The organism is Pigmentiphaga sp. NML030171 (assembly GCF_002188635.1).
GTDB classification, from domain to species: Bacteria; Pseudomonadota; Gammaproteobacteria; order Burkholderiales; family Burkholderiaceae_B; genus Pigmentiphaga; species Pigmentiphaga daeguensis.
In genome coordinates, this window is sequence record NZ_NINX01000044.1 from 61,255 (window position 1) to 81,295 (window position 20,041).

The 20,041-nt window shown below is 68.0% G+C and carries 18 protein-coding genes; 15 read left to right on the forward strand and 3 right to left on the reverse strand.

The window, feature by feature from the left end:
• The first annotated feature begins 32 nt into the window (after positions 1-32).
• From CDO46_RS22970 to CDO46_RS23010, 9 genes are all read left to right on the forward strand, one after another.
• Entirely contained in the window at positions 33-1,001 is a 969-nt protein-coding gene (locus CDO46_RS22970; protein ID WP_087840916.1) for a tripartite tricarboxylate transporter substrate binding protein, read from the forward strand.
• Positions 1,002-1,028: 27 nt separating this feature from the next.
• The gene (locus CDO46_RS22975; RefSeq protein ID WP_087840917.1) at positions 1,029-2,321 is read left to right on the forward strand and encodes a CaiB/BaiF CoA-transferase family protein; all 1,293 of its coding nucleotides are present in this window, start codon (positions 1,029-1,031) and stop codon (positions 2,319-2,321) included.
• Complete coding sequence (locus CDO46_RS22980; RefSeq protein ID WP_087840918.1) at positions 2,318-3,499, forward strand: acetyl-CoA acetyltransferase; 1,182 nt, start codon at positions 2,318-2,320, stop codon at positions 3,497-3,499. The genes CDO46_RS22975 and CDO46_RS22980 overlap by 4 nt, the downstream gene beginning before the upstream one ends.
• Positions 3,496-3,960, forward strand: a complete 465-nt coding sequence (locus tag CDO46_RS22985; protein WP_087840919.1) for a Zn-ribbon domain-containing OB-fold protein — start codon at positions 3,496-3,498, stop codon at positions 3,958-3,960. Before CDO46_RS22980 ends, CDO46_RS22985 begins: the two co-directional genes overlap by 4 nt.
• Positions 3,953-5,674 carry an FAD-dependent oxidoreductase gene (locus CDO46_RS22990; RefSeq protein ID WP_087840920.1) on the forward strand — a complete coding sequence of 574 codons (1,722 nt, stop codon included), beginning with the start codon at positions 3,953-3,955 and terminating at the stop codon, positions 5,672-5,674. Before CDO46_RS22985 ends, CDO46_RS22990 begins: the two co-directional genes overlap by 8 nt.
• A complete protein-coding gene (locus CDO46_RS22995) occupies positions 5,661-6,803 on the forward strand; it encodes a CaiB/BaiF CoA-transferase family protein (RefSeq protein ID WP_165963017.1) in 1,143 nt (380 codons plus the stop codon). Before CDO46_RS22990 ends, CDO46_RS22995 begins: the two co-directional genes overlap by 14 nt.
• Positions 6,804-6,861: 58 nt before the next feature.
• On the forward strand, positions 6,862-7,551 hold the full coding sequence (locus CDO46_RS23000) for a nitroreductase (protein ID WP_087840921.1): 690 nt from the start codon (positions 6,862-6,864) through the stop codon (positions 7,549-7,551).
• Positions 7,552-7,636: 85 nt separating this feature from the next.
• Complete coding sequence (locus CDO46_RS23005; RefSeq protein WP_243724370.1) at positions 7,637-7,948, forward strand: helix-turn-helix domain-containing protein; 312 nt, start codon at positions 7,637-7,639, stop codon at positions 7,946-7,948.
• On the forward strand, positions 7,945-9,255 hold the full coding sequence (locus CDO46_RS23010; protein ID WP_087840922.1) for a HipA domain-containing protein: 1,311 nt from the start codon (positions 7,945-7,947) through the stop codon (positions 9,253-9,255). The genes CDO46_RS23005 and CDO46_RS23010 overlap by 4 nt, the downstream gene beginning before the upstream one ends.
• 3 nt (positions 9,256-9,258) lie before the next feature.
• Here the strand turns inward: CDO46_RS23010 and CDO46_RS23015 are convergent, their stop codons facing one another.
• Positions 9,259-9,894, reverse strand: a complete 636-nt coding sequence (locus CDO46_RS23015; protein ID WP_087840923.1) for a response regulator transcription factor — start codon at positions 9,892-9,894, stop codon at positions 9,259-9,261.
• Positions 9,895-10,082: 188 nt separating this feature from the next.
• Between CDO46_RS23015 and CDO46_RS23020 the strand changes: the two genes are divergently transcribed.
• From CDO46_RS23020 to tssA, 5 genes are read left to right on the forward strand one after another with little or no spacing between them, the layout of a single operon-like run.
• On the forward strand, positions 10,083-11,054 hold the full coding sequence (locus tag CDO46_RS23020) for a TraB/GumN family protein (RefSeq protein ID WP_176400829.1): 972 nt from the start codon (positions 10,083-10,085) through the stop codon (positions 11,052-11,054).
• Positions 11,055-11,088: 34 nt separating this feature from the next.
• Positions 11,089-12,510, forward strand: a complete 1,422-nt coding sequence (gene tssK / locus CDO46_RS23025; RefSeq protein ID WP_087840925.1) for a type VI secretion system baseplate subunit TssK — start codon at positions 11,089-11,091, stop codon at positions 12,508-12,510.
• A 28-nt stretch (positions 12,511-12,538) separates the two neighbouring features.
• Positions 12,539-13,876 (forward strand): DotU family type IV/VI secretion system protein, encoded by a 1,338-nt coding sequence (locus CDO46_RS23030; protein WP_087840926.1) that lies wholly within the window; start codon positions 12,539-12,541, stop codon positions 13,874-13,876.
• 4 nt (positions 13,877-13,880) lie between these two features.
• Positions 13,881-17,450, forward strand: a complete 3,570-nt coding sequence (locus CDO46_RS23035; RefSeq protein ID WP_087840927.1) for a type VI secretion protein IcmF/TssM N-terminal domain-containing protein — start codon at positions 13,881-13,883, stop codon at positions 17,448-17,450.
• Positions 17,451-17,466: 16 nt separating this feature from the next.
• Complete coding sequence (tssA, locus tag CDO46_RS23040) at positions 17,467-18,567, forward strand: type VI secretion system protein TssA (protein ID WP_087840928.1); 1,101 nt, start codon at positions 17,467-17,469, stop codon at positions 18,565-18,567.
• 10 nt (positions 18,568-18,577) lie between these two features.
• On the opposite strand, the gene CDO46_RS23045 is transcribed toward tssA, so the two are convergent.
• On the reverse strand, positions 18,578-18,910 hold the full coding sequence (locus CDO46_RS23045) for a helix-turn-helix domain-containing protein (protein ID WP_087840929.1): 333 nt from the start codon (positions 18,908-18,910) through the stop codon (positions 18,578-18,580).
• A complete protein-coding gene (locus CDO46_RS23050; protein WP_087840930.1) occupies positions 18,907-19,266 on the reverse strand; it encodes a type II toxin-antitoxin system RelE/ParE family toxin in 360 nt (119 codons plus the stop codon). The genes CDO46_RS23045 and CDO46_RS23050 overlap by 4 nt, the downstream gene beginning before the upstream one ends.
• Before the next feature lie 241 nt (positions 19,267-19,507).
• Between CDO46_RS23050 and tssB the strand changes: the two genes are divergently transcribed.
• Complete coding sequence (gene tssB / locus CDO46_RS23055; RefSeq protein ID WP_087840931.1) at positions 19,508-20,026, forward strand: type VI secretion system contractile sheath small subunit; 519 nt, start codon at positions 19,508-19,510, stop codon at positions 20,024-20,026.
• Positions 20,027-20,041 lie beyond the last annotated feature (15 nt).

Consider the following 20,041-nt stretch of genomic DNA (forward strand, 5'->3'; position numbering starts at 1 on the left):
TTTCATCGAATCCGCGCCAAGGAGACGACATCATGATCTTGCATCGCATCGAGTGGCGCCTGGCATTGGGCGCGGCCTGTGTCTCGCTGTCCGCCGCCGCGGGCGCTTCGGACTATCCCAGCAAACCCATCCAGATCATCGTGCCGTACGCGCCAGGCGGTTCGACCGACCAGTTGGCGCGCGCGCTGCAAAAGCCGATGAGCGACGCACTCGGTCAGCAGGTGGTGGTGATCAACAAACCTGGCGCGGGCGGCACCATAGGCACCGACCAGGTCGTGCGTGCCGAACCCGACGGCTATACGCTGGTCTTCGGCAATAGCGGACCCAATGCCATTGTCGCGCTGACACGGAAGATTCCGTACGACCTGTTCAAGGATCTCAAGCCCGTATCGACCGTGGCCTTGACGCCGATGATCCTGGCCGTCCCGACCGACAGTCCCGCCAAGACGGTGAAGGATTTCATCGCCTATGCGAAGAAACAGGACGGCAAGATGAACTTCGGCTCGGTGGGCGCGGGTTCGCTATCGCATTTGACGGGCGAATATTTCAACGACATGGCCGGCTTGCATATGCAGCACGTGCCTTATACCGGGGGCGCACCCATGCTGCCGGCCTTCATCGGCGGCGAGATCCAGGCCGCGTTCGTGACCGGCCTGGACGGCGCGACCATGCTGGCCTCGGGCAAGGTGCGCTACCTGGCGGTGGGTACCGAGCGTCCGACTGACGTGGCACCCGGCTTGCCCGCCATCGCCGCCGACGTACCGGGTTTTCGCAGCGTGGCCTGGTTCGGCGTGCTGGCCCCCAAGGGCACGCCCGACGCCATCGTCGCCAAGCTCAATCGAGCCGTGGCCACCGCGGTTGCCAATCCCGAGGTGAACAAGCTGTTCCGCGAGCGTTGGATCGAACCTCACAGCAGCACTCCGCAGGAACTGACCGACATCATCAAGAGCGAAGTTGCGCAATGGAAGCCTGTGGTCCAGAAGGCGAATATCCAGAACTGACGCTTTCCATGCATTAGGAACCCAAGCATGCTGCACGACCTGGTAAGCGATTTTCCCGAATACGAAGCCCGCCCGGCGCAGGCGCCCCTTGCGCTCGCGGATGTACGGGTGGTCGATTTTTCTCATTTCATCGCGGGGCCGTTCGCCACGATGATCCTGGCCGACATGGGCGCGGAAGTCATCAAGATCGAAGCCCCGGTACGCGGCGACGATTTCCGGCAGTATCCGCCGGTCCACCCCGACATTGGCCAAGGCGCGCCCTTCCTGTGGAGCAACCGCAACAAGCGCAGCGTGGCCCTGGACCTGAAGTCCGCCGACGGACCGCGGATCGCCCGCGAACTGATCGCAGGCGCCGACGTGGTGGTGGAGAATTTTTCCACCGGCGTCATGGCGCGGCTGGGCCTGGACTATGCAACATGCCGCGCGGGAAATCCCGGCCTGGTGTATTGCTCGGTATCGGCCTACGGACGCGAAGGCGCGTTCGCCGACCGCCTGGGCTTCGACCCCATTGCCCAGGCCGAGAGCGGCTTCATCTCGATGAACGGCTATCCCGACCGCGAGGGCGTGCGTGCGCTATCTCCGGTCATGGACATCAGCACCGCGATGATGGCCGCCAATGCCATCCTGGGTGCGCTGGTCGCCCGCGGGAAGACCGGCCAGGGGCAAGCCGTGGAGGTCGCGCTGTTCGACAGCGCGGTGCTGATGACCGGCTACGCCACGCTGCAACATGTGTTCAGCGGCGAGGAGCCGCGCCGCCATGGCAATACCAGCCCCGACACTTGCCCGTCGGGCGCGTTTCAGGCGCAGGACCGCACCTTCTACATCAACTGCGGCAGCAACAAGATCTTCCAGCGCCTGATGGCCCAGGTGCTGGAGCGCCCCGACCTGGCTGAACATCCTGACTATGCCAGCGGCGCGGCTCGCAGCCAGCGGCGAACCGAGCTGTTCGCCATCCTGGACGAGGCGTTTTCGCGGCAGCCTTGGACGCACTGGCAGGCGCGCATGCGCGATGCCGGCGTTCCTTGTGGGCTGGTGCGGACCGTAGGTGAGGCCGTGCGTTCGCCCGAGGCGCGCGAGCGCAAGCTGCTGACGCGCGTTCCCCACGAACGACTGGGCTGGGTCCCGAACCTGGCGCTGCCCATACGTTATTCGGCTACGCCGCTGGCAGATCCGGTACCGGCGCCGACGGTGGGGCAACATACCCACGAGGTCCTGCGTGACGTGCTGGGCTACGACGCCGCCCGGCTGGCCGCCTGCGAAGCGGCCGGCGCCTTCGGATCGCGGCCCCGACGGGCCGAGACGGCGGAGGCGCCGTCATGAGCGACCGCAGCCTGAAAGGCCGGGTCGCGGTGGCTGGCATAGGCGAGTCCCGGTATTACAAGCACGGGCAGTCTCCCGACGCCGAATTCAAGCTGGCCCTGCAAGCGATCCTGGCCGCCTGCCGCGATGCCGGCATCGCTCCCGCCGACATCGACGGCTTCGCCTCGTACGGCAATGAACGCAGCGACGCCTCACGCCTGGCCGCCGCGCTCGGCATGCGGCAACTGCGGTCGGCCACCCTGCAATGGGGCGGAGGCGGCGGCGGATGCTGCGCGGCCGTGGCCAATGGTGCCGCGGCGATCCGCGCGGGCATGGCGGAGTGCGTGGTGGTGTTCCGATCGCTGGCGCAGGGGGAACAGGGCCGCTATGGCCAGGCCGCCGACCTGGCCACGGTGTCCGGCGAACGCGCCTACCTCATGCCCTACGGCGTCCTGGCACCGCCGCAGCGCTTCGCGATGCGCGTGCGGCGCTTCATGCACGACCACGGCGTGCGCCAGGAAGCCATGCGCGCCATCGCGCTGGCTTCCTACCGGCATGCGCAGTCGAACCCCCGCGCCGTCATGCACGGCAAGCCGCTGGACGAAGCCCGCTACGACGCTTCGCGCTGGATCGTCGAACCCTTTCGTCTGTACGACTGCTGCATGGAGAACGATGGCGCCGCCGCCATCGTCCTCGTGGATGGCGCACGCGCCCGTGACTTCCCCCACAAGCCCGTCTATCTGTTGGGCGCGGCGGCCGGGTCCGGCTACCGGGCGGGTGCCGATCCACACAACTCGCCCAACTACGCCAGCGCCAACTTCGGCACGCTGGCGCCGGACCTTTACCGGATGGCAGGCCTGGGGCCGAACGACGTCGGCGTGGTGCAAAGCTACGAGAACTTCACCGGCGGCGTCGTGATGGCACTGGTCGAGCATGGCTTCTTCCGCGCGGAAGAAGCCAATACGTTCCTGACGCTGGACAATCTGTCCGCGCCCTCGGGGCGCCTGCCCCTCAACACCAGCGGCGGCAATCTGGCCGAATGCTATATGCACGGTTTCGAGCTGGTCATCGAAGCGGTGCGCCAGGTGCGCGGCACGGCGACGCTCACGGTCCAGCGCAATGACGTCGCACTGGTGACCGGCGGCCCCATGGTCACCCCCGCCAGCAACCTGCTGCTGGGATCGGAGGCTACGCTATGACCGTTTTCACGCCCGGACCGCATTACCTGCCTGGCGGCCTGCCCATCCCCACGGCAGAGCCGGACGGACTCTCCGCGCGGTATTGGCAGGGCCTACGCGAAGGCCGGCTACTGGTCCAGCATTGCCCTCACTGCGGCACGTGGCAATTCGGCCCGGAATGGCTGTGCCACCGCTGCCAGCGCTTCGATCCGGACTGGCGCGAGGTCGAGCCTCTCGGCCACATCTACAGTTGGGAACGGGTCTGGCATCCAGCCCATCCGGCGCTCAGGCAGCATGGCCCCTACCTGGCCGTGCTGGTAGAGCTGCCGCAGGCGGGCGGGGTACGCATGGTGGGCAACCTGCTGGGCGACGCCATGCAGGAGGTCGAGATTGGCGCGCCGGTCGCGGGTGTATTCGAGCACCATCGCGAAGCCCGTCCGTCCTATTCCCTTCTCCACTGGCGCGTGGCGTGCCATGCATGACGACGCGCCCCCCGACGACGGAACGTACGACCTGGTCGTGATCGGCGCCGGCGCCGCAGGCATGACCGCGGCGCTCACGGCCGCCCTGCACGGATTGCGCGTGGTGCTGTGCGAGGCATCGGATCAATTGGGCGGCACGACCGCCACGTCGGCCGGCACCTTGTGGGTACCCGGCAATCGCCACGGCATCGAAGCAGGCCATGACGACACGCGCGAAGCCGCCGCGCGCTACCTGGAGGCCCTGCAAGGCCCCGACGACGCGCACGGGCTGCGACGGGCCTTCCTGGACACCGCAGCCGAGGCCATCGACTTCCTGGAGCGGCATTCCAGCGTGCATTTCCAGAGCGCCGGCAGGCATCCGGACTACATGCCGCTGCCCGGCGCGGCGGAAAGCGGGCGGGCGTTGTCACCGGTGGAGTTCGACGGGCGCCTTCTGGGCAGCCACTTCGACCGGGTACGGCCGCCCATGTCCGACTTCATGGTGCTGGGCGGCATGATGCTGGGCAAAGCCGACGTACAGGCGCTGATACGGCGGTATCGGTCGCCGCGTGCCTTCGTCCGTTCGGCGCGCCTGCTGGCGCGTCATGCGGTCGACCGCCTGCGCTATCCACGCGGCACACGGCTGGTGCTGGGCAACGCGCTGGTGGCGCGCCTGTACGACAGCCTGCTGCGCACGGGCGTGTCCGTGCGATTCGGGTGCGCCCTGGCATCGCTGGTGCGACAGGAAGGCCGCGTCGTTGGCGCCACGGTGGTCTCCGGCGGCCGGATAGACCGCCTGCAAGCCCGGCGCGGGGTCGTACTGGCAACGGGCGGTATCGGCCATGGCAGCGCGCTGCGGCGGCGACTGGGCATCGACCCCCGGATCGAATCCTTGGCGTTTGCGGGCGTGCGAGGCGACGGCATAGAGGCAGCCCTGGCCGGCGGTGCCGCACTGACATGCCATCTGCCCGCGCTGTTCTGGCAACCCGTGTCGCGCGTACCCGATGGAGCCGGCGGCTATCGGCTGTTTCCCCACTTGTACCTGGACCGCCCCAAGCCAGGGCTGATTGCCGTCGATGCGCGCGGCCGGCGCTTCGTCAATGAAGCGTCGTCGTATCACCATTTTTCCGAGGCGATGCTGGCGCATCCGGACACGGCCATGCCGTGCTATCTGATCTGCGATGCGGACTTCGTGCGCCGCTACGGTCTGGGCGTGATCCCGCCCGGCACCCGGCGCACCGGGCCTTGGGAACGGCGCGGCTACGGCCTGCGCGCCGCCACGCTGACGGAGCTGGCCGGCCGCCTGGGCATCGAGGCCGAGGCGCTGAGCGAGACTGTCGCGGCCAATAACCGCCACGCCCGCGAAGGCGTCGACCCGGATTTCGGCAAGGGGAGCACGATCTTGAACCGCTTCAACGGCGATCCGTCGCACCAGCCGAACCCCTGCCTGGGCATCATTGCCCGGCCGCCATTCCATGCCTTGCCGGTGTGGCCAGCCGATGCCGCGTCGAGCGCGGGACTGGCCACCGACGCGGACGGCGTCGTCCTGGACGAAGCCGGACGGGGCATCGCCGGCCTATATGCCTGCGGCAACGACATGGCTTCGGTCATGCGCGGCGCGTATCCTGGTCCCGGCACGACGCTGGGGCCCGCCATCGTCTTCGCCTACCGGGTGGGCAGGCATGCCGCCCGGACCGTCTCGCCCGCACACGAGGAACGCCATGCGCCTGCCTGATCCACCCGACGCTGCCCCCGGCGGCCCTCTGGCCGGCCTGCGTGTAGTCGAGTTTGCCGGCCTGGGCCCGGCGCCATTCGCCTGCATGTTGTTGGCGGACATGGGCGCCGAGGTCGCCACCATCACCCGGCCCGATACGCCCGCGACCGACCCGCGTCAGATCGCCGGCCGCGGCCGCCTCGTGGTACGTGCCGACTTGAAATTGCCCGACGCGCGCGACCGGGTCCTGGCCTTGCTCGACACGGCCGACGTGCTGGTCGAGGGCTTCCGGCCTGGTGTCATGGAACGCCTGGGACTCGGCCCCGATGCCGTCGCCGCGCGCAATCCGCGCCTGGTCTACGGACGGATGACCGGGTGGGGCCAGCACGGTCCGCTGGCACAGGCGGCGGGACACGATATTAACTACATCGCCCTCAGCGGCGCCCTGCACGCCATCGGACCGGCGGGCGGGCCGCCGGTCGTGCCGCTGAATCTGGTGGGCGACTATGGCGGTGGAAGCCTGTACCTCGTGACGGGCATACTGGCCGCGCTGCACGAGGTACGCCGCTCTGGCCGCGGCCAGGTGGTCGACGCCGCCATCACCGACGGCGTACTGTCGCTGATGAGCCAGTGCCTGTCCGGCGCGCTCAAGGGTACATATATCGAACGGCGCGGCGTCAACCTGCTGGACGGTGGCGCCCCCCATTACGGCGTCTATGCCACGGCCGACGGCGGCTACATGGGCGTGGGGCCGCTCGAGGCGCCGTTCTTCGCACAACTGTGCGAGCGGCTGGGCGTCGACCCGGCGCTGCGCGATGCCCGGGACGATCCCTCGCGGTGGCCGGCGTTGCGGGCCGGACTGGCCGCCTGCTTCGCCCGCAAGACCCGCGACGAGTGGGCCCGGGTCTTCGCAGGCAGCGATGCCTGCGTCACGCCGGTGCTCAGCCTGACGGAAGCGGCGGCGCACCCTCATCACCTCGCGCGGCGGGCCTTCGTCGACGTGGGCGGGATACGGCAACCGGCGCCCGCGCCACGGTTCTCGCGCACGTCGTCCGCGCCCCGGCCCGCGCAGGACACGGAGATCGAGGCATTGATGGAACGATGGCTCCTCGAACGTCATGACAACTCCCTCGCCGGGCCCGTCGTATGATGAACAGCCTCGCCCGCATGCCGCGGAACACGGGCACCACCAGTTCGGAAAACGCTCCATGCCCCACCACGCCGACGACTACGCCTCGCTCTCCCGCCTGCTGAACGACCGCTGGAGCTGCCGCGGCTTCCTGCCCGAGCAACTGCCCCGCGACACCATCCAGCGCATCCTGGCGCTGACGCAGCGCACGGCGTCCTGGTGCAACACGCAGCCCTGGGAAGTGATCGTGACGGCGGGCGCGGGCACGGAACGGTTCCGGCGGGCCTTGTTCGACCACGTGATGTCGCGGCCGCAGACACATTCCGATTTCCCTTTCCCGCGCGAGTACCCAGGCGTCTACCGGGAACGGCGGCGGGAGTGCGGCTTCCAGCTGTATGACAGCGTGGGCGTGCAGCGCGGCGACCGCGAGGCCTCGGCCCGGCAGGGGGCGGAGAATTTCCGCTTCTTCGGCGCGCCGCATGTGGCCATCATCACCACGCCCGAGGCGCTGGGCGTGTACGGGGCCGTGGATTGCGGCGCCTATGTGGGCAATTTCATGCTGACGGCGCGCAGCCTGGGCGTGGCGACGATCGCGCAGGCCGCACTGGCGGAGTATTCGGGCTTCATCCGCGAACACTTCGGCATCGGGCGGGATCGCCAGGTGGTCTGCGGGATTTCGTTCGGCTTCGCGGATCCGGGCCACCCCGCCAACGCCTTCCGCACGTCGCGGGCGGAGGTGGACGACGTTGTCAGGTGGATGGAGGAGTAGAAAATCCTCACGGTCCTAAGGATTCTTCCGTAATTCCGAGTTCATCATAGAAAATCCTTAAGTTCATGAGGATTTTCTTGTCAAATTGGGCATACTGATCAAGAATCCTTTTGACCGTGAGGATTTCATGAAAATTACGCTCGCCGACGCAACCAGCCTTGGCCCGATAGTACGTGCCGTCCGCAAAGCTCAGGGCATCCGCCAGGACGATGCCGCTGGAAGTGTGGGTGTAAGCGAGAATTTTCTGAGCAAGATCGAGCGCGGCGGCGAAACCGCGCAGTGGGGAAAGCTCTTTCAGGTCCTCGACGGACTGGGGATCCGAATCATCCTCGATCTACCAGAAGATACCGCAGATCGCCTTTCGGCTTCGTTCGGAAGTGATGCCCAAAAACCATGAGCAGACGCACGCTCATTGCCAGCATCAACGGTCGCCGTATCGGTGAACTTTGGGAGCAGGATGGCCTGTGGGCTTTCCAGTACGACGCGGCCTGGTACGCCGACAGCAATGGCTATCCATTGAGCCCCCACCTTCCATTGCAGCGTGCCCCGTTGATCGACGGCGCGAGCAAGCGTCCGGTGCAATGGTATTTCGACAATCTATTGCCGGAAGAAGGCCAGCGCGTCTTGTTGGCCGCCGACGCCCACATCGATGCAGCGGATGCGTTCGGGTTGCTAGGCTATTACGGTGCGGAATCCGCGGGCTCTGTCACGCTGGAAACAGGTGTCGCACCGGACACCGGTATTCCCGAGGGGCTGAAGCCGTTGCCCGACAGCGAGCTGTCACGCCGGATCCGTCAGTTGCCTCGCGTTGCACTGACCCATGGGTCGAGCAAACGGATGTCCCTGGCCGGAGCGCAGCACAAGCTTGCCGTCGTACTGCGCAACGACGAACTTTATGAGCCATCGGGTTCACTGCCTTCGCTCCAGATCCTGAAACCCGAACACGTGGATCCGGCCTATCCGCATTCCGTCGCCAACGAATGGTTCGTCATGCAGTTGGCATCCAGGATGGGGTTGGACGTACCGACCGTACGGCGACGCTACGTTCCTGAACCGGTCTATGTCATCGACCGGTTCGACCGCGTCTCGACCAGCGGAGCCTGGGAACGACGTCACGTCATCGATGCCTGCCAGCTTCTGGGACTGGACCGCACGTTCAAGTACGCGCAGGGCAGTCTCGAGAATCTCGCGCGCCTGGCCGACGCGTGTCGAAGTTCCGCCATCACGCGTACGCGGCTCTATTCATGGCTGGTCTTCAACATGCTGACCGGGAACGGCGACGCACACCTGAAGAACCTGAGCTTCTTCGTGTCGGCCTCCGGCGTACAGTTGGCTCCGCACTATGACCTCGTCAGTACCTCGGTCTACGATACGCCAGCCTTTGACGGGCGAGACTGGCCCGATGCGACGCCGTTGGCCTGGCCGCTGCTGAATGCTCGAAGATTCGCGGAAATCGACCGGCCGTTGATGATTGAGGCAGGCACGGCGCTGGGCATTCGCCGAAACACGTCGACAAGACTGCTGGATGTTCAACAGCGCAGCGTGGTGAACTCGGCCTCCTTGCTGTATGAGGCATTCCTGGCCGATGCGAACGATCGAACGCGCGCTCAGCCGGCGCTTCAAACAACAATCGCCGGCGAGGCTCGCTGCCTGCGCGCCATCGTTTACAACGTGATCAAGGAAATGGCTGAGCGCTTGGCTTGAACGCTACAGCCCGGCCAGCCCGCGCGCCGCGACTACCGCCTCGGTGCGGTTGCGCACGTCCAGCGCGCGGAAGATGGCGGCCAGGTGGATCTTGACGGTGCCTTCGCTGATGCCCAGGTCGCGGGCGATGAGCTTGTTGGGCTTGCCCTGGGACAGCAGGCGCAGCACGTCGATCTGCCGCTCGGTCAGCAGGCCCCGCAACTGGTCCAGCGAGGTGGAGCGGGCGCCGCCGGCGGGTTGGTGGGACATGCCGGACAGCATCATCTGCGGCACGAAGACGCCGCCGGCCAGCACCAGCCGCACGGCCGAGAGCATGACGTCGGGCGAATAAGCCTTGGGAATGAAGCCCAGGGCGCCCAGGTCGATGGCGGCGCGCATGACGTCGGGGTCCTCGACGCCGGACAGCACGATGATGGGCAGCGCGGGCAGGCGTTCGCGCAGCTCGGCGATGTGGCTGTAGCCCTCGGCGCCGGGCATGGTGAGGTCGATCAGGGCCAGGTCGAGATCGTCGGTGGCTTCCCGCCTGAGGTCTTCGACCTTGAGCGCCATCCTGAATTCGACGTCGGGCCCGAGTTCGGCCAGTTTTACCTTGACGGCCTCGATGACCAGCCTGTGGTCATCGGCGATCAGGATCTTCATGTTTCCCCCATATTCCCTGACACCGTAAAGATAGTCGGCCCGCCCGCGCTAGGCAAGGACCGGCGGCTTGCACCAACGATATAGGCCGCTCGGAATATGGCCCGGACATACCCCGTCTGAAAGAATCGCCTTCACTTTCTACGAGGACGCGGACCATGGGACTGCACACCCGCCCCCCGTGCCGGTCCATGCCAGGGTTATGGTCGGCGCTGCGGTCGTTGTGGCTGGCGCTGGCATGCGCCGCGGGAGTGCCGGCGTTCGCGTCCGCGCAGCCGGGCACGGCGCCGCGCGAGGACGATCCGCCGGCCGAGGCCTGGCGCCAGTGGCGCAGCGTCCTGTTCCGGGTGCAGGCGCCCTCCCTGCCCTCGGCCGTGCCGGATGGCGCGGCGGCGGAGCCGGTCAATTTCATTTTCGGCACCATCCATTTCGGCGACCCCGAGGAGCTGGCGTTGGACACCGGCGTGATGCGGGAGGCCATGCGCCATACGCGGATGCTGGTCAACGAGGTGGACAACGACGCCCACTGGGATGCCTCGAAGGAGCGCTACCGGCTGCTGGCCGACCAGGCCGGCCTGCCCGGCCTGATCGGGCCGCAGGCGTATGCCGAGCTGCAGCGCCTGCTGCCGGGGGTGCCGCCGGCCCTGTTGCACCGCTTGAAGCCGTGGGCCGCGCTGGCGCTGCTGGAGGCGCGCGGCGAGGTGGCGGGCGAGCAGACGCTGGACCGGCGGCTGGAGCGCTGGGCGACCGACATGCAGTTGCGCACCGAGCACCTGGAAACGCTGGACGAGCAGCTGGCGGCGCTGGACTGCGTGCCGTCGGCCGAGCAGGCGCTGGTGCTGAAGCAGCGTTTGCAGACCCCCTGGCTGTTCGGCGAACAATCGGCCCGGGTGCTGGAGTACTACCGCAGCCGCAACCTGGCGGCCTGGCTGGACGAGATCGACGCGATGGTGGGGCTGGACGCGCGTGCCCGCCCCATCGAGGAGAGGGCGCGGCGCTGCCTGATCGAGGCGCGCAACGAACGCTGGCTGCCCAGGCTGGACGAGCTGCTGAGACAGGGCGGCATGTTCGTGGCCGTGGGCGCCATTCATCTGACGGGAGCCGCCGGCCTGCTGGAGCGCCTGCGCCAGCGCGGCTTCCTGATCGTGGCGGAGCCGCTGTGAACGGACGGCGGCAAGCCATGGGGAGGACACCGGAATGTTGAACCGACAGCAGGTTTTCTGGGGCCAGGGCGCGTTCCTGGCCCCGCAGCATCTGCAATGTCACGAGGAATGGGCGCGGGCCTACGGGTGGGCCTTGCACGGCCTGCACGCGCCTTATCCGCGCGGCTTCGAGGCGCTGGAACTGGACGAGCAGGCGCTGGCGGGCGGGGTGGTGCGGATCGCGCGCTATGCGCTGCTGACGGCCGAGGGCCGCTGGGTGGGCGGCGGCTCGGCCGGCGCGCCGCAGCCGGGCAACGCCCAGGTTCCCGAGCGCAGCCTACTGGAGATGACGGTGGCGGGCAACGACCCGATCTCGCTCTACCTGGTGCTGGCCCGCGACCCCACGGTGCAGGGGCTGGCGCCGGAGCAGAAGTCGCTGTTGCCGGCGCGGCATGCGTTGCGCACGGAACACGTGGCCGATCCCTTCGATCCGCAGGCGCCCGCGGTGGACGTGGATTTCGTGGACTGCCAGCCGCGCATCGTGTGCAGCCTGGACGAGCATGCCGAGGCGGTGCTGGGCAGCGCGGAGTCGTGCAAGTTCGCCGAGATCCTGCCCAACGGCCCGGGCCGCTTCAAGCTCTCGCAGGACTACGTGCCGCCGCTGGTATCGCTGGACGCCTCGTCCAACCTGACGCGCTGGACGCGCGCGCTGCGCGACCTGGTGGTGTCGCGCGGCCAGGATTTCGCCTCGGCCAAGCGCCAGCGCGGCATACGCGCGGCCTCGACCAGCGCGCAGGAAGTGATGCGGGTGCTGATGATGCAGACCTTCGCGCGCTACATCCCGCTGTTGCAGGAGCACGTGCGGCTGGGCATGGTGCCGCCCTGGCAGTTGTACCAGGACCTGCGGCGGCTGGTGGCCGAGTTCTCGGTGTTCTCGGAGGAGATCGGCTATGCCGGCGGCATGCAATCGAATCCCGCCGAAACCGAGCTGCCGGTGTACGACCACGACGACCTGCGGCGCTGCTTCAAGCTGGCCTTCGCGCGCGCGGAAACGCTGATCAAGGCGCTGACGGTGGGCGCGGAAGTGGGCATCACGCTGGCCTACGACGGCCGCTTCCACAAGGCCGACCTGCCGGCCAGCCTGTTCGCGTCGGACAAGACCCGTTTCTACCTGGCCTTCGAATCGCCGGTGCAGGGCATGGAGCTGGCCCAGCGCCTGCAGCGCACCGGCAAGATCGCCTCGAGCGAGGAAATGCCGCGCCTGCTGCAGGCGGCCCTGTTCGGCCTGAAGATCGACCTGCTGCCGGTGCCGCCCGAGGAACTGCCGCAGAAGACGCCGAACACGACGTATTTCCTGATCGATACCCGGCACCAGTTCTGGCAGTTCATCAAGGACCGGCGGAACATCTCGATCTTTTCCGACCTCCCCGCGGACGAGACGGTCATCAAGCTGTTCCCCGTCGGCGCAGAAGAATAGCAACAAGCGCCCAACCAGGAGTCATCCAATGGCACGCCTGCTGGATTTCTTTTCACCGGTCTTCTCGTTCGGGCTGGAGCTGGACGAGCGGATCGCCGCCGGCACGGCCGGCAACGGGGCCGCCGAGGTGCAGGAACACGCGCGCAAGCTGATCGCGGCCGCGAAGGCGGCGGCGCTGGCGGCCGGCAAGCGGCCCGAGCACGTGGAGTCGGCCTGCTTCGCGGTGGTGTCCTGGTTCGACGAGATCGTCACGCGCAACCCCGCGTACTGGAACAGCGTGACGCCGCTGCAGGTCGCGCTGTTCAACACCAACAACGCCGGCAACGAGTTCTTCCACCATCTGTCCATCCTGAAGTCGGACGAGGACGAGGTGCGCGAGGTCTACTACCACGCGCTGCTGCTGGGGTTCGTCGGCCAGTACTACTTCGAGACCGGCGACACCGGCGAGCTGGGCAAGCTCAAGGAATTGCACGGACGCCAGTTGCCCGTGCCGCCGGCGGCCCTGCACACGCTGCGCGAGGAACCCATCACGCCGCAGCCCTACCTGATGAAGGATCCGTCGGGACCGCGATATCCCAAGCAGTGGGACAAGCTGCTGCTGAAGGCCGGCGCGGCGGTGGCGCTGCTGATCCCGGTCGGCTATCTGCTGTGGCTGCTGGTGGCGGGCCCGCGCGAGACCGGGCCTTCGGTGGCGGATCTGGTGCAGGGGCAATTGCAGACCTACGCCTGCTCGGAGCTGGACGCGCGGGTGGCCGACAACGGCGCGACGGCGGTCAGCGGCTTTGTCTCGCGGCCCGAGGACATCGCCCGGGTGCAGACCGACATCGCCGCCATCAAGGGCGTGAAGTCGCCCACTTTCGACGTCAAGGTGCGCATCTGGCCGCACTGCGAGGTGGTGTCGCTGCTCAAGCCCTACCGTGCCCGCAACCTCGATCGCCGGCACGGCCTGCAGGTCACCCCCACCACCGGCCACTCGGACCGCTTCACCGAAGGCGAACGCGTCACGGTCAAGCTGGGCCAGGCCGACTACGACGGCTACCTGTACGTGGACTACTACACGGTGGACGGCTCGGTCATCCACCTGTACCCCAACAAGCGCGAGCCGGAGAACGGCCGGCTGATACGCGCGGGCGAGCAGTTCAACGTGGGCGAGAAGATACCCGAGGGCTGGATCGTGGGGCCGCCCTTCGGCCAGGAGCTGATCACGGTGGTCAGTTCGCCCACGCCGCTGTACGCGGCGGAGCGGCCCGAGTACGAGCCGGCCTCGGCCTACCTGCCCAAGCTGCGCGAGTTCCTGGACGCGCACCGGGGCAACGACAAACTGGCCGCGAATTTCCTGTTCCTGCAAACCGAACCGAAGCGGTGACGCCATGAGCTTCCTCGACCGTATCGCCCAGCCGCTGGAACGCCTGCCCGGCATGAAGAAGCGGCCCGTCCGCCTGGCCACCGCCGTCGTCCTGCTGCTGGCGATCGCCGCGCTGGTCGTGCTCGCGGCCACGCTGGTGCTGCCGCTGCTGCCCGCCCGGTTCTGGCAGGTACTGGCCCTGTGCCTGGTCGCCTTCGCCGTGCTGTGGTGGTTCGCCTCGGGCGCCAAGCGGTTCTCGCGCCGGGGCTTCGCGCGCAAGCGCATCGGCGACCTGGGCCCGGGCAACCCGGAGGACGAGAAGGTGGCGCTGGAGCGCATGCGCGCCGCCATCGCCCAGGCGCGCCAGGCCATCCAGCGTTCGCCCGAGATCGGCAAGGGCCGCGATCCGCTCTACCGCATCCCCTGGATGCTGTTCGTGGGCGACGAGCAGGCGGGCGTGGACGGCCTGCTGCGCGCGGCCAACCGGGTCTCGCCCTTCCCGCCTCCCGATCCCCAGCCCGACGGTTATTGGCGATGGTGGTTCTTCAAGTCCATGATCGCGATCGAGACGCCGCCCTCGGCGGTCTGCGACGCCTCGGCCCGGGTGGAGCGGGGGCTGTGGTACCAGGCGCTGATGCTGCTGTCCACCGAACGGGACAAGCTGCCGCTGAACGGCATCGTCGTGTGCATGGCGGCGCGCACGCTGCTGGGCGGGCCGGATGCCGTGCGGCCGGTGGCGATGCGGCTGCGGCGGCTGGTGGACGAGGCGCTGGAACATCTGCAGGTGCAGCTGCCCGTCTATCTGGTGGTGACCGGGCTGGACCGGCTGCCCGGCTACGGCGCCTTCGCCGCCGCCGTGCCGGAACAGGCGCTGGCGCAGGCGGTGGGGCACCGGCTGTCGGATACCGAGGAAATCAGCGCGGCCACCGGCGGCAAGCTGGAAGAGCTCTACACGCCCATCGTGCAGCGCCTGCACGCGCTGCGGATCACCGCGCTGCGCGGCCAGGCCACGCCGGCCGGACGCCGGGCCATCTATGAATTCGTCGAGCACGTGCGCGCGCTGGAGCCCGGCCTGGCGACCCTGGTCGGCCTGATGCTGGAAGACAATCCCTTCCAGCGCACGCCCCGCTGGCGCGGCCTGTTCCTGACCGGGTCGCCGCCGGATACCGCCGCGGGCAAGAGCGGGGTGGCGGGCGGGTTTCTGGACGATCTCTTCACCCGCTTCCTGCCCGCCGACCAGCCGCTGGCCTCGCCCAGCTTGCGCGGCAACGCCGGCAAGATGGCGATCGCGGCGGTGGGCGTGGGCGCGATGCTGGGCTTGTCGGCCATGCTGAGCTACGGCTTCGCCAACGCCCGGCAGGACGACGGCAAGCTGCTGGCGCAGACGCAGACGGCCTGCCGCGAACCCAGCGACGCGGTGGCGGCCGCGCGCATAGGCTGGCTGGCCCGCTGCGGCCGGACCATCGAGCAGCTGGAGGTGGCGCGCGCCGAAACCGGCCTGGGATTCGGCCTGCGGCGGGCCGACTCCGACATCGAGCGGATGAAGGAACAGGTGCTGCGCGATTTCTCCAACCTGATCCTGGCGCCGTACGACCAGATCATCGAGACCGACCTTGCGCGCAACCAGGCCGGCCTGGAGCACCTGCTGGCGGTGTCCCAGCGGCTGCGCATGCTGGACCATTGCCGCCGGCAGAGTGACGCATGCCAGCAGGAGGCGGCGAACAACCTGGCCTTCGACCAGAATGCGAGGCTGTTCAGCCCTTTTGTCTCGGGTGAGCAGGACGCGCGGGCCGATCGCGAACACGCCGCCGCCCTGCTCACCACCTACATGGGCTACCTGCGCTGGCAGCAATCGGCCACGCTGGACGCGGAAGCCCAGCGCCTGCGCGCGCTCCTGGCCCGCCTGCTGGCGGCCCATACGCCTCGTCCGGACGACGTGCGCGCCTGGGCCGACCAGCGGCGCGACCCGATCGTCCTGACCGCCTTCTGGCTGCCGCCCGACCGCGTGGTGGGCGTGGAGGCGGCCGCCATGCCCCAGGTGTCGACCGCGTTCACGCGCCAGACCTGGCGGGACGTGCTGGCCCCGCTGCTGCGCACCGCCGCCGACGCCGTTCCCGAGCGCAAGCCTGTCCTGGAAACGTTCCGAGCCCAGTACTTCAGCGAGTACTTTCGCGCATGGGGGCGTTTCCAGGCCAGGTTCTTCGAAGGCACCGCGCTGTGGCGCCCCCAGCTCAACGCCATGGGCAAGCGCGCGGGAACGGCCGAGGATCCGTACGCGCTGCTGGCCGCCGCCACCGACCGCGAGCTGCAAGGGCTGGACCTCGCGCTGCCCCTGGGCACGCGCTGGACCCGGGCGTGGGCCCGCGCCAAGGATGATTGGCTGGGCGCCTGGCGCCCCCTGGGAGGCTTCCTGGCCGATGCCGTGGCCGGGATGTTCGGCCGGTGGTGGGGCGCCGAGCCCATCCAGCCCCCCGCCTGGCTGCTGGCCGAGATCGATACCACCGAACGCGTGCTGCGCCCCCAGCGGCCGGACTACGCGCGCGCCTACCTGCGCCTGCGCGCCGACGCCAGCGGCCAGGAAGCCTACGACATCGCGGCCGAGCTGTTCCGCGCCAAGGGCGCGCCGGCCCAGCCGCCCGCCGCCGACTACGCCGCCCTGCTGTCTTCCGTGGACAAGCCGGGAGAGCAGTTCGCTGCCGTTTTCAAGGGCGACGACCTGGCCGCCTGGTCCGTGGTGCAGGGGCCGTCGCGGCTGCTGCTGTACCTGACCGTGCAGCGCGCCGGCCAGTTCATCCAGGCCCGGTGGAACGAAAGCGTGGTCGCCGCGCTGCGCGGCATGCCCCCCAAGGAACAGGCGGATGCGTTGTACGGCGAACAGGGCCGGCTGACGGCATTCGTGAAGGACTGGCTGCAGCCTTTCATCACCGAACGCGAACGCACGCCCACGCGCATCGCCGGCATCGGCCTGCCGCTGTCGCCCGCCTACCAGGGCATGGTCGCGGCCGAACGGCGCATCCTGTCGGCCCAGGTCAACAAGCCCTTTCTTGCCGGCAGTTTCCAGTTCTCGCAGCCCACGCGCATGGGTGCGGCCAGCGAAGGGCCGCAGGGCACGGTGCTGGAAGTGGTCTGCCGCGAGCGCACCTACCTGGCATCGACCCGCGCGGAATCCCTGGCCGAGGCGACGGCCCAGGTGTTCTGGTCGCCCGACAGCTGCATCGAGGCGCGCCTGCACATCTCGCTGCCCGTGCCGCCGGAGGCGCCCGTTGCCGCCGCGCCCGGCGCGGTGCCCGCGGCCGTTCCCGCGCCCGCGCCCGCGCCTGCCCTGGGGCCCCGCCTGACGCTGATCTATCCCGGCGCCGAGGGCTTCGCCACCCTGATCGCCGATTTCCGTTCGGGCTCGCACGCCTTCCGGCTGCCCGATTTCCGCACTTCGTACGGGCCCATCCAATGGAAGGAGCTGTCCGCCCGGCTGGCCCAGCAAGGCTTCACCGAGGCCCGGGTCTTCATGGACGTGCGCCCGTCCGACGAGATGCTGCGCTTCCTGAACGCCCGGACCGAACCGGCCGCCGCACTGCCGACCTCCATCCTGGAATGACGACCCGGAGACTCCCATGGCCATCGATATCGCCGAACTGATGCAACCCATCGCCGGGGGCGACCCTTGCGGCGAGGACGCCTCGTTCTCGGACACCTACGACCGCATCCGGGAAGCGCGCCGCGCGGACGATGCGTCGCTGTCGCAGGGCGACTGGCAGACCGAGCTCAAAACCGCCGACTGGCGGGCCGCCGCCGAACTGGCCGCCGAGGTGCTGCAAAGCCAGAGCAAGGACCTGCAGGCCGCCGTCTGGCTGGGCGAGGCCCTGATCGCCCGCCACGGACTGGCTGGCGCGGCCGATGCCATGGACGTGCTGCACGGATTGCTGGACACCTACTGGGACGGCCTGCATCCGCGGCCCGATGGCGACGACCTGGAAGAACGCGCCAGCAAGCTGGCCTGGTTCAACAGCTATGGCGGACTGGCCCTGAAGAAGGCCCCGCTGACCGCGTCCGCCCCCTACGTCACGCTGATCGACTGGCAGGACTCGCGCGAGGTGGACAACCTGGCGCGCCAGAACGCCGCCGCCTACCAGGAGGCCCTGGACGCGGGCAAGCCCACGGGGGAGTCGGTGGACAAGGCCATCGAAGGCAGCGGCCCGGGCTTCGTGTCGGACACCCTGGCCGCCGTGGACGCGGCGCAGGCCGCCTTCGACCGTTTGCAGGCGCTGGTCGACCAGCGTTTCGGCCGCCAGGCGCCCAGCCTGGCCGACCTGGGCGACGGGCTCAAGCGCGCGCGCCAGGTGCTGGGGCGGGCGGCGCAGAACCTGGGGATCGCGCCCCGACAGGGACAGGAGGCCGGCGAAACCGCGGTCGTCGTTCCCACGGTGCCTGCCGCGACGCCGGCGCCCGCGTTGCAGGCCGTGCCGGCGGCCGCGGCCACGATGGCCGTGCCGCGCGTGGTGGTGGATTTCCAGGCCCGCGCCGAGCTGCTGCGCACCGTGGGCGAGATCGCCGCCCACTTCAAGCGCGTGGAGCCGCACAGCCCCGTGTCCTTCTTGCTGGAACGCGCGGTCAGCTGGGCCGACATGCCGCTGGATCAATGGCTGGCGGAGGTGGTGAGCGACGATTCGGTGCTGGGGGTGATACGGGATCGGATAGGGGTGCCGCGGGGGTGACGGGCCTTCTTCAGGCCACGACGACTTGCGTGTGCCCCGCCGCCTGACGCCTGGTTTTCCGGACGACGATATCCACGTCGCGGCCCAGCCTGTTCAGACATTCGATCATCTTCGCCTGACTGATGCCTCGGAACTTCCCTCGCAGCATCTCGGACAGCTTCGGTTGCGGCATGCCCAGGATGTTGGAGGCCTGCTGCTGCGTCAACTTGCGATCCATTAGGATCTGCGAGATCTCTCTGACCAATTCGGCCTTGACGAGCATGTCGGCGGCGTCCGGGTACCCCAGATCCGAGTAGACATTTTCCGTGCCTTGCTCAATAGGGAAATCCTTGGTGTCATTCATGCTCTGGCCTCGTACTCGTCCACACTCTTCAACCGAGCCCTGATCAGTTCGATGTCCGGCCTGGGCGTGGCAATACCACGCACGGACTTCTTCTGAAAACAATGTAGTACATAGACGGCCGACGGATAACGGATCGTATAGACAGCACGGTAAGTGTCGCCCAGGAAATCTTCGACTACCTCGAGCACACCGGAGCTGCCAAACCCCTTGAGCGGCTTCGCCTGCGGGTGCTTCTGGCCGCCCTGGGCCAGGTAGAGGGCATAGCCAAACATATTCTGCACGGCTTCCGGCATCGCGCGAAGGTCTTTTCTCGCGGACGCGATCCATCGCAGCGGCTTCAACTCGATCACCCTCATTAATTATACCTATTTATAGATATTCGACGAGATCTCGCTATCCGTTCGATCATATGAATCCATAACGTCGCCGCCCACACCACGCTGGACAATTCCGTCCTGCCTCGCAGGCAGCATTCACCCCCTACCCCTTCCGGCCTATCTCCACGTCTGGCCGTCTGGCTACTACCACCGCCGGCCCCGCCTTTCTAGACTGCACCGCATTCCCGTTCGACCGCCGGCTACGCCAAGGAGAGCGATCATGGCCAAGAAGGAAAGCACCCAGCACAAGCTCGACCGTGTCCGCGCGCCCCGGGTCCAGCTGACCTACGACGTGGAGATCGGCGACGCCATCGAGAAGAAGGAACTGCCTTTCGTCGCCGGCGTGCTGGGCGATTTCAGCGGCAAGCCCGAGGAGCCCCTGCCCCGGTTGAAGGACCGCAAGTTCGTCAACATCGACAAGGACAACTTCGACGACGTGCTCAAGGGCATGAAGCCGCGCCTGCAATACCAGGTGGACAACAAGCTGACCAACGACGGATCGCGCATAGGCGTGACGCTGAATTTCAAGAGCCTGGCCGATTTCGAGCCGGAGAAGCTCGTGCAGCAGATCGAGCCGCTACGCAAGTTGCTGGAAGCCCGCCAGAAGCTGGCCGACCTGCGCAACAAGATGGCCGGCAACGACAAGTTCGAGGAATTGCTGAGCGAGGTGCTGCAGAACACCGACAAGATCGCCCAGCTGTCCCGGGAAGTCGCGAAAGACGACACCCCCGAAGCCTGACGCACCGTAGCCACC

Bases quoted from the DNA above. Each gene is read 5' to 3' on its own strand.
- CDO46_RS22970 (WP_087840916.1), top strand. From the start codon at position 33: ATGATCTTGCATCGCATCGAGTGGCGCCTGGCATTGGGCGCGGCCTGT.
- CDO46_RS23035 (WP_087840927.1), top strand. From the start codon at position 13,881: ATGAGCTTCCTCGACCGTATCGCCCAGCCGCTGGAACGCCTGCCCGGC.
- CDO46_RS23010 (WP_087840922.1), top strand. From the start codon at position 7,945: ATGAGCAGACGCACGCTCATTGCCAGCATCAACGGTCGCCGTATCGGT.
- CDO46_RS23015 (WP_087840923.1), bottom strand. From the start codon at position 9,894: ATGAAGATCCTGATCGCCGATGACCACAGGCTGGTCATCGAGGCCGTC.
- CDO46_RS22990 (WP_087840920.1), top strand. From the start codon at position 3,953: ATGCATGACGACGCGCCCCCCGACGACGGAACGTACGACCTGGTCGTG.
- CDO46_RS23000 (WP_087840921.1), top strand. From the start codon at position 6,862: ATGCCCCACCACGCCGACGACTACGCCTCGCTCTCCCGCCTGCTGAAC.
- CDO46_RS22975 (WP_087840917.1), top strand. From the start codon at position 1,029: ATGCTGCACGACCTGGTAAGCGATTTTCCCGAATACGAAGCCCGCCCG.
- CDO46_RS23030 (WP_087840926.1), top strand. From the start codon at position 12,539: ATGGCACGCCTGCTGGATTTCTTTTCACCGGTCTTCTCGTTCGGGCTG.
- tssA (WP_087840928.1), top strand. From the start codon at position 17,467: ATGGCCATCGATATCGCCGAACTGATGCAACCCATCGCCGGGGGCGAC.
- CDO46_RS23050 (WP_087840930.1), bottom strand. From the start codon at position 19,266: ATGAGGGTGATCGAGTTGAAGCCGCTGCGATGGATCGCGTCCGCGAGA.
- tssK (WP_087840925.1), top strand. From the start codon at position 11,089: ATGTTGAACCGACAGCAGGTTTTCTGGGGCCAGGGCGCGTTCCTGGCC.
- CDO46_RS23020 (WP_176400829.1), top strand. From the start codon at position 10,083: ATGCCAGGGTTATGGTCGGCGCTGCGGTCGTTGTGGCTGGCGCTGGCA.
- tssB (WP_087840931.1), top strand. From the start codon at position 19,508: ATGGCCAAGAAGGAAAGCACCCAGCACAAGCTCGACCGTGTCCGCGCG.
- CDO46_RS22980 (WP_087840918.1), top strand. From the start codon at position 2,318: ATGAGCGACCGCAGCCTGAAAGGCCGGGTCGCGGTGGCTGGCATAGGC.
- CDO46_RS22995 (WP_165963017.1), top strand. From the start codon at position 5,661: ATGCGCCTGCCTGATCCACCCGACGCTGCCCCCGGCGGCCCTCTGGCC.
- CDO46_RS23045 (WP_087840929.1), bottom strand. From the start codon at position 18,910: ATGAATGACACCAAGGATTTCCCTATTGAGCAAGGCACGGAAAATGTC.
- CDO46_RS22985 (WP_087840919.1), top strand. From the start codon at position 3,496: ATGACCGTTTTCACGCCCGGACCGCATTACCTGCCTGGCGGCCTGCCC.